The organism is Tepidiforma thermophila (assembly GCF_002563855.1).
Taxonomy (GTDB): Bacteria; Chloroflexota; Dehalococcoidia; order Tepidiformales; family Tepidiformaceae; genus Tepidiforma; species Tepidiforma thermophila.
Genome location: NZ_PDJQ01000001.1, coordinates 526,391 through 538,350, shown reverse-complemented (window position 1 = coordinate 538,350; position 11,960 = coordinate 526,391). Strand labels below are relative to the sequence as shown.

At 70.5% G+C, this 11,960-nt stretch carries 15 protein-coding genes; 12 read left to right on the top strand and 3 right to left on the bottom strand.

What is annotated here, in order from left to right:
• Window positions 1–8: 8 nt before the first annotated feature.
• Window positions 9–596, bottom strand: coding sequence for a protoglobin domain-containing protein (locus A9A59_RS02575; protein ID WP_098504778.1), 588 nt, complete (start codon window positions 594–596; stop codon window positions 9–11).
• A 74-nt stretch (window positions 597–670) separates the two neighbouring features.
• On the opposite strand from A9A59_RS02575, the gene A9A59_RS02570 reads away from it, so the two are divergent.
• Both A9A59_RS02570 and ruvC read left to right on the top strand, forming a co-directional pair.
• Window positions 671–1,267 (top strand): MarR family winged helix-turn-helix transcriptional regulator, encoded by a 597-nt coding sequence (locus A9A59_RS02570; RefSeq protein ID WP_098502787.1) that lies wholly within the window; start codon window positions 671–673, stop codon window positions 1,265–1,267.
• Window positions 1,268–1,313: 46 nt separating this feature from the next.
• Window positions 1,314–1,793, top strand: a complete 480-nt coding sequence (gene ruvC / locus A9A59_RS02565) for a crossover junction endodeoxyribonuclease RuvC (RefSeq protein ID WP_278286762.1) — start codon at window positions 1,314–1,316, stop codon at window positions 1,791–1,793.
• A gap of 8 nt (window positions 1,794–1,801) precedes the next feature.
• Here ruvC and menA read toward each other — a convergent pair whose 3' ends face one another.
• The gene (gene menA, locus A9A59_RS02560; protein ID WP_098502785.1) at window positions 1,802–2,701 is read right to left on the bottom strand and encodes a 1,4-dihydroxy-2-naphthoate octaprenyltransferase; all 900 of its coding nucleotides are present in this window, start codon (window positions 2,699–2,701) and stop codon (window positions 1,802–1,804) included.
• A gap of 126 nt (window positions 2,702–2,827) precedes the next feature.
• On the opposite strand from menA, the gene A9A59_RS02555 reads away from it, so the two are divergent.
• Window positions 2,828–3,187: a hypothetical protein gene (locus A9A59_RS02555; protein ID WP_098502784.1), complete on the top strand. Its 360-nt coding sequence runs from the start codon at window positions 2,828–2,830 to the stop codon at window positions 3,185–3,187.
• A gap of 140 nt (window positions 3,188–3,327) precedes the next feature.
• The gene (locus A9A59_RS02550) at window positions 3,328–4,107 is read left to right on the top strand and encodes a hypothetical protein (protein ID WP_098502783.1); all 780 of its coding nucleotides are present in this window, start codon (window positions 3,328–3,330) and stop codon (window positions 4,105–4,107) included.
• A gap of 139 nt (window positions 4,108–4,246) precedes the next feature.
• Here A9A59_RS02550 and A9A59_RS02545 read toward each other — a convergent pair whose 3' ends face one another.
• Window positions 4,247–4,780, bottom strand: coding sequence for a hypothetical protein (locus A9A59_RS02545; protein ID WP_098502782.1), 534 nt, complete (start codon window positions 4,778–4,780; stop codon window positions 4,247–4,249).
• A gap of 62 nt (window positions 4,781–4,842) precedes the next feature.
• On the opposite strand from A9A59_RS02545, the gene A9A59_RS02540 reads away from it, so the two are divergent.
• The 8 genes from A9A59_RS02540 (at window position 4,843) to A9A59_RS02510 (ending at window position 11,871) form a co-directional block, all read left to right on the top strand.
• Window positions 4,843–6,060, top strand: a complete 1,218-nt coding sequence (locus A9A59_RS02540; RefSeq protein ID WP_165772450.1) for a DUF3179 domain-containing protein — start codon at window positions 4,843–4,845, stop codon at window positions 6,058–6,060.
• Window positions 6,061–6,259: 199 nt separating this feature from the next.
• Entirely contained in the window at window positions 6,260–7,048 is a 789-nt protein-coding gene (locus tag A9A59_RS02535; protein ID WP_098502780.1) for an ABC transporter ATP-binding protein, read from the top strand.
• A complete protein-coding gene (locus A9A59_RS02530; RefSeq protein ID WP_098502779.1) occupies window positions 7,045–7,758 on the top strand; it encodes an ABC transporter ATP-binding protein in 714 nt (237 codons plus the stop codon). Before A9A59_RS02535 ends, A9A59_RS02530 begins: the two co-directional genes overlap by 4 nt.
• A gap of 27 nt (window positions 7,759–7,785) precedes the next feature.
• The gene (locus A9A59_RS02525; protein ID WP_098502778.1) at window positions 7,786–8,673 is read left to right on the top strand and encodes a branched-chain amino acid ABC transporter permease; all 888 of its coding nucleotides are present in this window, start codon (window positions 7,786–7,788) and stop codon (window positions 8,671–8,673) included.
• A 3-nt stretch (window positions 8,674–8,676) separates the two neighbouring features.
• The gene (locus A9A59_RS02520) at window positions 8,677–9,942 is read left to right on the top strand and encodes a branched-chain amino acid ABC transporter permease (RefSeq protein WP_098502777.1); all 1,266 of its coding nucleotides are present in this window, start codon (window positions 8,677–8,679) and stop codon (window positions 9,940–9,942) included.
• A 64-nt stretch (window positions 9,943–10,006) separates the two neighbouring features.
• On the top strand, window positions 10,007–11,326 hold the full coding sequence (locus A9A59_RS02515) for an ABC transporter substrate-binding protein (RefSeq protein ID WP_165772449.1): 1,320 nt from the start codon (window positions 10,007–10,009) through the stop codon (window positions 11,324–11,326).
• Window positions 11,327–11,491: 165 nt separating this feature from the next.
• Window positions 11,492–11,662: a hypothetical protein gene (locus tag A9A59_RS13940; RefSeq protein ID WP_165772448.1), complete on the top strand. Its 171-nt coding sequence runs from the start codon at window positions 11,492–11,494 to the stop codon at window positions 11,660–11,662.
• Complete coding sequence (locus tag A9A59_RS02510) at window positions 11,659–11,871, top strand: hypothetical protein (protein WP_098502775.1); 213 nt, start codon at window positions 11,659–11,661, stop codon at window positions 11,869–11,871. Before A9A59_RS13940 ends, A9A59_RS02510 begins: the two co-directional genes overlap by 4 nt.
• Window positions 11,872–11,960 lie beyond the last annotated feature (89 nt).

The following is an 11,960-nucleotide window of genomic DNA, read 5'->3' as shown; positions in this document are numbered from 1 at the left end:
GCAGCGGCCTACCACCAGCCCTCCCGCACGTACGGCTCCGACCAGAGCGCGACGGAGAGGACGACAGCCTTGAACCAGGCCTGGTGCATCCGCTCCAGGTGCTCCGCGTCCCGCGCGCCCTTCGCGAGGAAGGGGCGCATCGTCACCGTGATCGGCACGATCAGCGCGGCCAGGTAGCGGTACGGCACCACCTCCGGCGTCCCGGTGATGCCGTCGGCCTCCCCCTTGCCGGAGGCGTGGCGCCGGCCGATCTCCCGCTGGTAGGCGAGCCAGCGGTCATCGTACCCGGCGCGCAGGGTGTCGCGGATCCACTGGCCGAAGCGGGCCCGGACGGCCGCGAGGTAGCCCTGGTGCGGGCCCTCGGCGGTGCTGAATGAGGCGAGCAGGAACGGGTGCGAGCCGACGAACCCGTACCAGGTATCGAGGATCTCCTCGATCTGCGGCTCGATGATCGGTGCGGCCTCGCTCAGGGCCGCCAGGTCGTCGTCGCTCAGCAGGCAGGCGGCGCGCAGGTCGCGCAGGCCGTCGGCGCCGATGGGGGCCGGGGGCAGGGCAGGGTCGCCGTAGCGGTAGCCGGGAATGGCGGTGGTCGACATCGGTTCCTCCGTTGGCAAGATGTAGGACTCCTACCGGATGCAGAATGTAGGCATCCTACAGTACGCTGTCAACCGTGGACCCGCGGCAGCGCGCGGCCGGCATCGCCATGGCCCTCCTCCGGCTCGCCCGGGCGGCGGAGGCGGAGGCCCGCGAGCAGGGGCAGGCCGAGGGGCTGACGCCCGCGCAGGCGGCCGTGCTCCGCTTCGCCGCGAAGACCCGGCCCGACATGGCCACTCCCGGGCAGCTTGCGCGGCTCCTCGGCGTGCGCCCGCCGACGGCGGTGGGCATCGTGAACCCGCTGGTCGAGCGCGGGCTCATCGAGCGGCGGCCCCACCCGTTCGACGGCCGCCAGTCGGTGCTCGCCCTGACGGCCGCGGGCTGGGAGGCGTGGGGCCGGCTCGAGCGATGGCAGGCCGGGCTGGAGGAGACGCTGGCGGCGCTCCCCCCTGCCGAGCTGGCCGCCTTCGAAGCCGTGCTCGCGAAGGTGGTGGCCGCCGAGGTGCGGGCCGGCCGGCTGGTGGTCAGTGCGCCCTGCGCCGGCTGCGTCCACTTCCGGCCCGGCGCACACCCGGGGAGCGACCGGCCGCACCACTGCGCCCTCATCGACCGCGCCCTCGGCGCGGCGGAGGCCGCGATGGAGTGCCCGGAGCACACGCCCGCGGCCGGGTGACAGCCCGGGTTCGCGCTCCGCGCACGGGCGAGGCACCATGGGCGGCGTGCGCATCATCGGCATCGACCCCGGGCTCGGCGTCACCGGCTACGGCGTCATCGAAGTGGACGGCGGGCGGGCCCTGCACGTCTGCCACGGCGTCATCCGCACGCGCGCGTCGGACCCGCGGGCGGCCCGGCTCGTCGCGCTGCGGGAGCGGGTGTGCGCCATCGCCCGGGAGACCGGCGCCGCCGCCGCCGCCGTGGAGGCGGGCTTCGTGGGCGACAACGCCCGGAGCGCGATGGCCCTTGGTGAGGCGCGGGCGGCCGCGATCATCGGCCTGGCCGATGCGGGGCTGGAGGTTGCCGAGTACGCCCCGCTCCTCGTGAAGCAGACGGTCGCCGGGTTCGGCCGCGGCGAGAAGGAGCAGGTCGCCCGGATGGTGGCCTTTCAGCTCGGCCTTGCGGAGCCCCCTTCGCCGGCCGACGCGGCCGATGCCCTCGCCGTGGCGATCACCCACTGGGCGCAGGGCCGGCTCCCGCGCTGAGCCGGCGCTCAGCCGAGCGCCCAGTTGACCGCCAGCCCGAGCGCAAGCAGCAGCCCGAAGCGCAGGTGGAGGAGCGCGGCATCGCGCAGGACGAAGTTCAGCCGGCGGGGGTTCGCCCCGGCGTTCACCGCGCGGACGGTGCGGACCATCGGCCGGACGCCGGGCAGGGCGGCAAATGCGACCAGCGACGGCCACGGCAGCGCCCCGGCCGCGACGGCCCCGGCGAGCGCAGCGAACGCAGCAGCGATGAGCAGCCAGAGCTCCCGTTCGGCCCAGCGCCGGCCGAGGATGGTGGCGAGGGTGCGTTTGCCGGCGGCGCGGTCCTGCTCGAGGTCGCGCAGGTTGTTCGCGTGGAGGATGGCGGCGACGAGGAAGCCGAGCGGCAGCGAGGCGATGAACGCCTCGCGGCTCCAGGTTTCCGTCTGCACGAAGGCGGCGCCCGTCACGATGACGGGCCCCATGAACACGAAGACGACCAGTTCGCCGAGGGCGCGGTAGGCGAGGTGGAGCGGCCAGCCGGTATAGAAGAAGCCGGCGAGGAGGCTCGCCGCGCCGACCCAGAGGAGCTGCCAGCTGACGGCCCAGCAGAGCACGATCCCGATCGCCGCACCCGCGGCGAAGCAGGCGATGCCGCCGGCCAGCACCTGCCGGGGCGTCAGCAGCCCCTGCCGGATCGCGCCCGGCGGGGCGAGCGAGCCGGGGCCGTCGGTGCCCTTGCGGTGGTCGTAGTAGTCGTTGACGAAGTTGGTCCCGGCGAGGAAGAGGACGGAGCCGAGGATGGCGAGGAGGGCCGTCCACCAGGTGAACGATTCGGGCGCGGCGAGGAGCGTCCCGACGAGGGCGGGGACGGCCGCCGCGGTGAAGGAGACCGGCCGCGCAGCGATGAGCCAGGTGCGGGGCGAGGGCATCGCCGGGGAGCGTACGGGGCCGGGTGGGGGAGGGGAAGGGCGGCGTTGCGGCGCGGCTGCAGCGGGGGTGCTGGTAACCCAGTTCTGGCGCGATGCCGACTATGATTGACGGAGGAGGTCACTGCATTGGACAGCCAGGCGCGCCGACTTGAACCCGTCGAGGTGCCAGTGTTGCGGCTGGGGGACCGGGTGTTCTTTATGACGCTCATGGGGGAGCCTGACCCGGAGTACGGCCACGTCTTCTCGGCCGACGAGGCCGAGCGGTGGGCGGAGCGGCACGCCGCCCTGCTGACGCTCGCCGACCTCCTCGAGCACGCCCGGGGGTCGAACCTGGCCGGCGCGGGGTGCTGGCAGGCCGGGACCCGGGTCGGCGGGTTGCGGGCGGTCGGCGGGGCATCTGTGTCCGGGAAACCGGCCGGCGGAGCGTCCACTGCGCTCCCCGAAGCGAAGCCCCACCAGATGCGCCTGCCGCTCCCCGCCCGGTAGCCGTCAGCCGAACGGCCCGAGCAGCCAGGCGACCACGTCCTTCGGCGTGAAGCTGTCGAACCAGCGGCCCACGTGCAGGCTGTGACCTGGCGATGAGCCGCGTTGCGGCGCGGCTGCAGCGGGGGTGAGAATGGCGGGCCGTGGAGCCGAGAGGCGGCAGCGACCTTCAGCGCCGCGCACCGGGCATCCGGGGGCGCGTGATCCTCGTCTTTGGTTTTGTTCTCGCCGTCCCCTCCGCGGTCTTCGGCATCGCCGTCCTGTCTGGCGGCGTGGATCTCAGCGGGCCGCACCTCGACTGGGGCGTGGTCTCGGCGCTGGCCAGCGCGACGTCGGCGGCTGCCACGCTCGTCGCTGCGCTCACCATCGTCTGGGCCAGCCAGGAGCTGCGCCTCCAGGAGGAGGCCGACCGGGTCGCGCGGCAGCCGTACCTGCGGGTCGACGTCGATCTCGTCGAAGGAGGTTACCCGGTACCGTCGTCGTTCGATGCCCCAAAGCCGCTGCGGGTGTTCAGCGCGTGGGATTTCGGCCGCGATGACCTCGTCCATGCGCTCGAGGGATTGCACCAGGGCGAAAGCCCCCGGGAGGTCCGCCTGTACGTCAGGAACCTCCAGAACGCCCCGCTTGGGATTGCGTACGATGTCGTGGTCGAACTGCTCCTCGAGTGGACACTGGCGGAACAGGATGGCGGCCAGTGCCGTATCCAGCTCAACTTTGCCTACGTTGCCCCGGGTCAGACGACGGCCTTCGAGATTTGCCGGTTGCGGCAGGGGCTGACGTCCTTGCGCGTTATCGTCGAAGATGTTCGATATCAGGGGCTGTTCAGCAAGCCTGAGCAGCTGCGGGAGGTGCACGGTGCCCTGGAACTGGTTTGGTCACCGCAGGACATCCGGCACGAGCGCCGGTACCGCCTCAGCCGATGAGCGCGAGGCTCAGCGGCCGCCTGCGCGCCCCATCGTCCGGGAAGGCGGGGGTGTCACGGTGACGGTCACCGTCCCGGGCGAGCGTGACCCGAAGAAAGCCCTCGAAAAGGTCCGCGAGCTGACCGGAGCCCGGTAGCCGTCAGCCGAACGGCCCGAGCAGCCAGGCGACCACATCCTTCGGCGTGAAGCTGTCGAACCAGCGGCCCACGTGCAGGCTGTACTCGTGGAACAGCTTCGCGGCCGTGGCGCCCGCCAGGGCCAGGGCCGTGGCGCGGGGCCGCCAGGAGAACGACCGCCACCAGTGCCGGGTGAAGGCCGCAAACACGAACCAGAACTCGAAGACGTTCGGGAAGAGCATCAGCACCCACCGCTCGCCGGTCAGCTCGAAGAGCGCGAAGCCCGCCATCCGGAACAGGTAGAGCGCCACGGCGACCGCCCGGGCCGGCCCCTCCCAGCGCAGCGCCACCACCAGGAAGAGCGCGAGGTAGACCTGGTCGCACCACTTGTCGAAGGACTGGTAGTTGCGCACGCCGCCGAGTTCGAGGTAGGCGCGGAGGAAGAGGTCGGAGAGGTCGACGAGGATGGCGATGATCGCCCCCGCGAAGGCCCAGCGGAGGACGGGCAGCGAGCCGGCAACCCGCACGGCGAGGATGACCCACATCTCCAGCGTCATGGCCGGGGATCATACCGGGCATGACCGGGTCTTTCCGTTCGAGGGGTCAGAGTATGGCGCACATGCGACGGCACGTCCCGGCCCTGCTTGCGCCCCTCCTCGCCCTGGCTGCGGCCTGCAGCAGCGGCTCCCCACCCGCAGCGACGCCCCCGGCCGCGACGCCGACTGCCACCCTTTCGCCGGTCGACCGGCTGATCAGCTTCCAGTCCGAGTTCCCCGACTGGCCGAACACCGACTTCTCCCGCGCGACCGTCGACCCGCGCGAAATCCTCCGCGGCTGCCCCGTCCGCGACTGCATCCCGCCGCTCGATGCCGAGGGCGCCGTGACCATCCCCGCGCCGCGCGGCGGCCGGGCCAGGTTCGCCCCGGCCGAAACGCTCGGCTACGCCGACCGCCTGCCCGTCGCGGTGGTCACCGTCGACGGCGTCACGAAGGGCTACCCGCTCCACATCCTCACCTGGCACGAGGTGGTGAACGACCGCTTCGGCGAGCGGCCGGTGGTCGTCACCTTCTGCCCCTTGTGCAATACGGCGATCGCCTTCGACCGGCGCGTCGGCGCGCAGGTGCTCGATTTCGGCGTCTCCGGCAACCTCCGCCACTCCGACCTGGTCATGTGGGACCGGCAGACGGAGAGCTGGTGGCAGCAGGCGACCGGCGAGGGGATCGTCGGCGCGCACGCGGGGCAGCGGCTGGAGCCGCTCCCGGCGAGCATCGTGCCCTGGGGCGAGTTCCGCCGCGCCTTCCCGCAGGCGCCCGCGCTCACGGAAGACACCGGTTTCGATCGGGCCTACGGCATCAACCCCTACGAGTTCTACGACGCCACGAGCCAGCCCTTCCTCTTCCAGGGCACGCCCGACCCGCGCCTGCCCGCGCTCGAACGGGTAGTCGCGCTCGACCGTGCCGGCCGCGGGCTGGCCGTGCCGATGGAGGCGCTGGCGGCCGCGCAGGTGGCGAACGTGGAGGCCGGCGGCACCCCGGTCGCGGTCTTCTGGATGCCCGGCGCCGCCTCGGCCCTCGACCAGCGGGAGATCGCCCAGTCGCGCGATATCGGCGCGGCCGCGGCCTACGATGCCCGGCAGGGCGGGCGGACGCTCCGCTTTGCGCCCGGCCCGGAACCGGGCACGTTCGTTGACGATGCGACAGGGTCGACCTGGGACATCTTCGGGCGGGCGATCGCCGGCCCGCTGGCCGGCCAGCAGCTGGCCCCGGTGCTGCACACCACGGAGTTCTGGTTCGCCTGGGCGGCCTTCCACCCGGAGACGGCGATCTGGCGGCCGTGACCCGCGGGCTGGCCAGGCGTCCAGCTTCCCCGGGCGGGCGTGCCGAAGCCGCTGCGGGCGCGAACGCGGGCCGCCCGCTGCGCCGCTTGCTGGTCATCCGCTAAGTATTCACGATGGTCGAACGGCGCGCCCGCGGCTTTCCCTTGCCCTAACCGCTGGGCTGCGGCTAGACTCCGGCCGCAAACGGAAGGGGGGAGGGATGACGAGTTCCACCAACGGGTCCCAGCCGCTCCTCAGCGTGCGCAATATCACGCTGCGCTTCGGCGGGCTGGTGGCCCTCGACGATGTCTCATTCGACGTCCCTGCCGGGCAGATCGTGGGGCTCATCGGGCCGAACGGCGCCGGCAAGACGACCATGTTCAACGCCATCACCCGCCTGTACCACCCGCAGGCAGGCGAAATCTGGTACGGCGGCAGGAATCTGCTCAGCCTGGCGGCGCACGAGGTGCCGCGCCTCGGTATCGCCCGCACGTTCCAGAACCTGGCGCTGTTCGCCTCAATGACGGTGCGCGACAACATCCGCGTCGGCACCCACGCCCGGACGAAATCCGACGTCTTTTCGCAGGCCCTGCGGCTCCCGTGGGTGAGCCGGGAGGAGCGCGAGGCCGAGGCTGCCGTCAGCGAAGCGATCGCGTATCTCGGGCTGGAGCGGGTGGCCGACCACCCCGCCGCCGGGCTGCCGTTCGGCACCCTGAAGCGGATCGAACTGGCCCGGGCGCTGGTGGCGAAGCCGAAGCTCCTCCTGCTCGATGAGCCGGCCGGCGGCCTGAACCACGAAGAAGTGAGCGCCCTCGGCGCGCTCATCAAAGACATCCGCGAGCGGTTCGATGTGACCGTCCTCCTCGTCGAACACCACATGGGGCTGGTGATGAGCATCAGCGAGAAGGTCGTGGTGCTTGACTTCGGCAAGAAGATCGCCGAGGGCACGCCCGCGGAAGTCCAGCGCGACCCGGAGGTGATCCGCGCGTACCTGGGGGTGGAGGCATGACGGCGATTCTCGAAGCGAAGAACCTGCGCGCCGCCTACGGCGACCGGCCGGTCATCTTCGGTATCGACCTGGTCGTGCCGCAGGGCGGCATCGTGGCCCTGCTCGGCGCCAACGGGGCGGGCAAAACGACGACGCTGCGGGCGCTCCTCGCGCAGACCCGCACCTGGGGCGAGATCACGTACCAGGGCCAGCGGATCAACGGCGCCTCCACGCAGGACCTGGTGCGCATGGGGATGGTGATGGTGCCCGAGGGCCGCGGCACGTTCGTGGACTTCACCGTCGAGGAGAATCTCCGCCTGGGCGCCTACTCCCGCCGCGATGGCGACGGCATCCGGAAGGACCTCGAGCGGGTCTACCACTACTTCCCCGTGCTCGCCCGGCGGCGGAACCAGCGCGCCGGCTCCATGTCGGGCGGCGAGCAGCAGATGCTGGCGATCGGCCGGGCGCTCATGGCGCGGCCGAAGCTGCTCCTCCTCGATGAGCCGTCGCTCGGCCTCGCCCCGCTCATCGTGCAGGAGATCTTCCAGATCCTGACCACCATCAACCGCGAAGAGGGCGTGAGCATGCTCCTCGTGGAGCAGGACGCAGTGCGCGCGCTCAAAGTGGCGTCGTACGCCTATCTGCTCGAAACCGGCAGGGTGGCGATGGAGGGGCCGGCGGCGCAGCTGGCCGGCAGTGAAGACGTCCGCCGGGCCTACCTTGGCTACTGACGACCCGGGTCCAGAGAGGAGGCACGCATGACCGAATTCATCCAGCTGGTGCTGGCCGGTACGGCGAACGGGTGCATCTACGGCCTGCTCGCGCTCGCCCTGGTGCTCATCTACCGGTCGACCCACATCATCAACTTCGGCCAGGGCGAGATGGCGATGTTCTCGACCTATATCTGCTGGTCGTTTCTCAATGCCGGCATGGGCTACTGGGTCGCGGTCCCGCTCACGCTCATCCTGGCGTTCGCGACCGGCCTCGCCGTCCAGCGGGTGCTGATCCGGCCGGTTCAGAATGCGCCCGAGCTGACCATCGTCATCGTGACGCTCGGCCTCTACCTGTTCTTTAACTCGCTCGCGCTCTGGATCTACTCCGGCGTTCCGAAGCCGTTCCCCCTGCCGACGGGCGTCCGCCAGGCCTCGTGGCAGGTCGGCGACATCTTCATCGTCCCCTACCACCTGTTCATCTTCGTGGTGCTCATCACCCTCATGCTGGCCCTCTACGTGCTTTTCCAGCGGACGAAGCTCGGGTTGGGGCTGCGGGCCGCCGCCGCGCAGCCGGTTTCGAGCCAGCTCGTGGGCATCAACGTGAACCTGATGCTGGCGCTCGGCTGGGGGATTGCCGCCGCGGCCGGGGCGCTCGCCGGCATCCTCTCGGCGCCCATCGTCCAGCTCGAGCCGAACTTCATGGCCACGGTGCTGATCTTCTCCTTCGCTTCGGCCACCCTCGGCGGGTTCGATTCGCCGCCCGGCGCGGTCGTGGGCGGGATTGCGCTCGGTAACATCGTGGCCCTCGGCGGGCGCTACATCGAGTTCATCGGCACCCAGCTCGATATCGTGCTCGCGCTCGTCGTCATCGTTGCCGTTCTCCTGGTCCGCCCGGCCGGTCTCTTCGGGCGCCAGGCCGTGCAGAGGGTGTAGCCGATGGACTTCGTACGAACGTTCGACTATCGCAAGAACTGGTTCATCCCGCTGCTCATCGTCGCCGGCCTCGTCTGGCTGGTCGAGCCGCAGACGAACATCGCGGATCTCCCGGCGGTCGGCGCCCTGGTGCGGCCGGCTGCGGGCCTCGCTGCGCTCCTGAGCCTGGCCGCCATCGCCACCGTCGTCCTCGCGCTTGCGCTCGCGCCCGTCCTCGACCGCGGGCCCGCGGCGCAGCGCGCGGTCCGATGGGTCGGCTACGGTCTGATCATCGCGTTCTTCGTCTTCATGCCCCTGTACGTCGACCGGATTCCGCATGCGTCGATGCTGAAGATGACGGTCGCCATTCAGTTCATGATCGTGATCGTCGGCCTGAATCTGCTGACCGGCTTCGGCGGGCAGATCTCGCTCGGGCAGAGTGCGTTTTTCGCCATCGGCGGCTACACCCTCGGCGTCGGCTTCCGCCAGTGGGAGATGCCGTGGGGCTGGTCGCTGCTGCTCGCGCCGCTTATCGCCGGGGTCGCCGGGTTCCTGATCGGCATCCCGGCGCTGCGGTTCAAGGGGCCGTACCTGGCCCTGGCGACTCTCTCGCTCGCTGTGACGGTTGCCCCGCTGGCCAAGAAGTTCGAGCACTACACCGGCGGCGTCCAGGGCGTATCCATGTTCGGGAAGCTGAACCTCCCGTTCTGGGAGACGAATCCCGACCGGTTCTTCTACTACCTCACGGCCGTCCTCGCGCTGCTCGTCTTCGTGCTGGCGGCGAACATCCGGCGGGGCCGGTTCGGCCGGGCGCTGGTCGCTATCCGCGACAATGAGACCGCCGCCGCGGCGATGGGCGTCAATGTGGCGCTCTACAAGATGACCGTCTTCGGCATCGCCGGGGCCTTTGCCGGGCTCGCCGGCGCCCTCAACGGCGTGGTCATCCAGTTCGTCTCCCCGGACCAGTACTCCGTGCTCCTCTCCATCCGCTTCCTCGTCGGCGCCGTCATCGGCGGGATTGCGACGATCAACGGCGCGATCATCGGCGGGCTGTTCCAGCAGTTCGTGCCTGATATCACCGTGTCCATCAACAAGTCGGCCCCCGACGCAATCCAGGCCGCCATCCTGATCGTATTCATGTACGTGATGCGGCACGGCGTAGCCGGCTTCCTGGAACAGACCTGGCGGTACGCGCGCACCGGCCTCCGGCTGCGAAAGCCGGTGGTGACCGAAGGCGGGACCCCGGTCTCCGCCGCCCGGCCAGGCGAGGCCGGCGCAGGCCAATCCTGACGGCATTCCCATGCCCGCAGGGCATGTGAAGGCAGAACCCTGGTTCAAGGAGGGAACGCACCGAATGAGGAAACCGAAACGCTGGACCGCGCTGCTGATGCTGGTAGCCGCGGTCGCCATGGTCCTCGCTGCCGCCTGCGGCGGCGATGACGACGACGAGGAGGAGACGCCGGCGACCGGCGGCGAGACGCCGCAGCAGGACGTCAAGAAGTACGACCCCGGCGCTTCCGACACCGAGATCAAAATCGGCAGCTGCTACCCGTTCTCGGGCCCGGCGGCGGCCTATGGCACCATCGGCAAGTCCGTCGAAGCCTACTTTAAGATGGTCAACGAGCAGGGCGGGGTGAACGGCCGCAAGATCACCTTCATCACCCAGGACGACCAGTACTCGCCGGACAAGACGGTGCAGTGCGCCCGCTCGCTCGTCGAGCAGGAGAAAGTGCTCTTCATCTTCAACACGCTGGGCACGCCCTCGAACACGGCAATCTGGGACTACCTGAACCAGCAGAAGATCCCGCACCTGTTTGTTGCGACGGGCGCCTCGAAGTGGGGCGCCGACCCGAAGAGCCACCCGTGGACGATGGGCTGGCAGCCTGACTACCAGTCCGAATCGGCCATCTACGTCGAGTGGCTCTCGAAGGAGAAGCCGAACGCGAAAGTCGCCATCCTCTACCAGAACGACGACTACGGCAAGGACTACCTCGAGGGCTTCAAGAAGGCGCTCGGCGCAAAGGCCTCGCAGGTCATCGTCAAGGAAGCCAGCTACGCCGTGACCGATGCCTCGGTCAGCGCCCAGGTGACCCAGCTGAAGGAATCCGGCGCCGACACCTTCTACATCATCGCAACGCCGAAGTTTGCCACCCAGGCGCTCATCGCCGCGAGCCAGGTCGGCTGGAAGCCGACCATCCTGCTGAACTCCGTCTCCCAGTCGATCCCGGCCGTGGTCGACCCGGCGGCTCAGCAGGGCGCCGACCTTTCGGACGTCATCACCACCATCTACATCAAGGACCCGGGCGACCCGCAGTGGGCCAACGATAAGGCCATCCAGGACTACCTGGCCTTCATGAAGAAGTACTACCCGGACGGCAACCCCAACGACGGCTTCAACGTCTACGGCTACGCCGTCGCCCAGACGCTGGTCGAGGGCGTGCTGAAGCGGGCCGGGAACAACCTGACCCGGGAGAACATCCTGAAGCAGGCGACCAGCATCAAGGACCTGCGGGTCGACGTGCTCCTGCCGGGCATCCTCATCAACACCTCGCCGGTCGACTCGCCCAACCCGGACTACTACCCGATCCAGGCCGAGCAGCTGGCGAAGTACAACCCCTCCGCCAAGAAGTGGGACCTCTTCGGCGAGGTCATCGACGTCAGCAAGAAGAAGTAGCCAAAACCGGCTCAACCGGCACGGCTCGGCGGGCCCGGGGAACATCCCCGGGCCCGTTCGTTGCTGCCCGGGGGCACGGCGCATGGCGGTGACGGCCGCGGCTTGGCGCTCGCCGGCCGGCGCGCGAGGGTTGGGGAACATCCCGCACACCCGGAGGTTCGTCCTATGACCCGGCCCACCAGCCCGCTCCCGCGCCGCGCGGCCGTCGTCCTCGCCCAGGGCGCCGGTGCAGCCCTCATCGCCGCGGCCACCGGCCCGCTCGGCGGCCTCGTCGCCGCCGCGGCGCTCGGGCTGCCGCCGGTGCTCGCCGCCGCGCTCGCCCGGAGGCTCGCATGAACGGCTACCATGCGAAGGTCCGCACCACCCTGGCTGCCGTGCTGGCCGTGCTCGCCGCCGGCGCACTCACCTGGCAGGACGTGACCGGCGCCGGCCCCGACGAGCTGACCGCCGTCACCGCTGCCATCCTCGTCGTCTCCCTCCACGCCCTCGCCTTCCCGGTCGACGAGGTCCTGCGGCTCTTTGGCCGCCGCGGGCGGGAGGAGTAGCCGGCGCCGCGCGCCCGCTCTCCGGCGAATTGGGGGGACCGATCGGCCCTTGTCCGTCGCGCGGCGCCGGCTCCATGCTGAAGGAACGA

Coding starts and splice junctions, on each gene's coding strand:
- A9A59_RS02575 (WP_098504778.1), bottom strand. CDS start 596: ATGTCGACCACCGCCATTCCCGGCTACCGCTACGGCGACCCTGCCCTG.
- menA (WP_098502785.1), bottom strand. CDS start 2,701: ATGCCCTCGCCCCGCACCTGGCTCATCGCTGCGCGGCCGGTCTCCTTC.
- A9A59_RS02545 (WP_098502782.1), bottom strand. CDS start 4,780: ATGACGCTGGAGATGTGGGTCATCCTCGCCGTGCGGGTTGCCGGCTCG.
- A9A59_RS02540 (WP_165772450.1), top strand. CDS start 4,843: ATGCGACGGCACGTCCCGGCCCTGCTTGCGCCCCTCCTCGCCCTGGCT.
- A9A59_RS02535 (WP_098502780.1), top strand. CDS start 6,260: ATGACGAGTTCCACCAACGGGTCCCAGCCGCTCCTCAGCGTGCGCAAT.
- A9A59_RS02530 (WP_098502779.1), top strand. CDS start 7,045: ATGACGGCGATTCTCGAAGCGAAGAACCTGCGCGCCGCCTACGGCGAC.
- A9A59_RS02525 (WP_098502778.1), top strand. CDS start 7,786: ATGACCGAATTCATCCAGCTGGTGCTGGCCGGTACGGCGAACGGGTGC.
- A9A59_RS02520 (WP_098502777.1), top strand. CDS start 8,677: ATGGACTTCGTACGAACGTTCGACTATCGCAAGAACTGGTTCATCCCG.
- A9A59_RS02515 (WP_165772449.1), top strand. CDS start 10,007: ATGAGGAAACCGAAACGCTGGACCGCGCTGCTGATGCTGGTAGCCGCG.
- A9A59_RS13940 (WP_165772448.1), top strand. CDS start 11,492: ATGACCCGGCCCACCAGCCCGCTCCCGCGCCGCGCGGCCGTCGTCCTC.
- A9A59_RS02510 (WP_098502775.1), top strand. CDS start 11,659: ATGAACGGCTACCATGCGAAGGTCCGCACCACCCTGGCTGCCGTGCTG.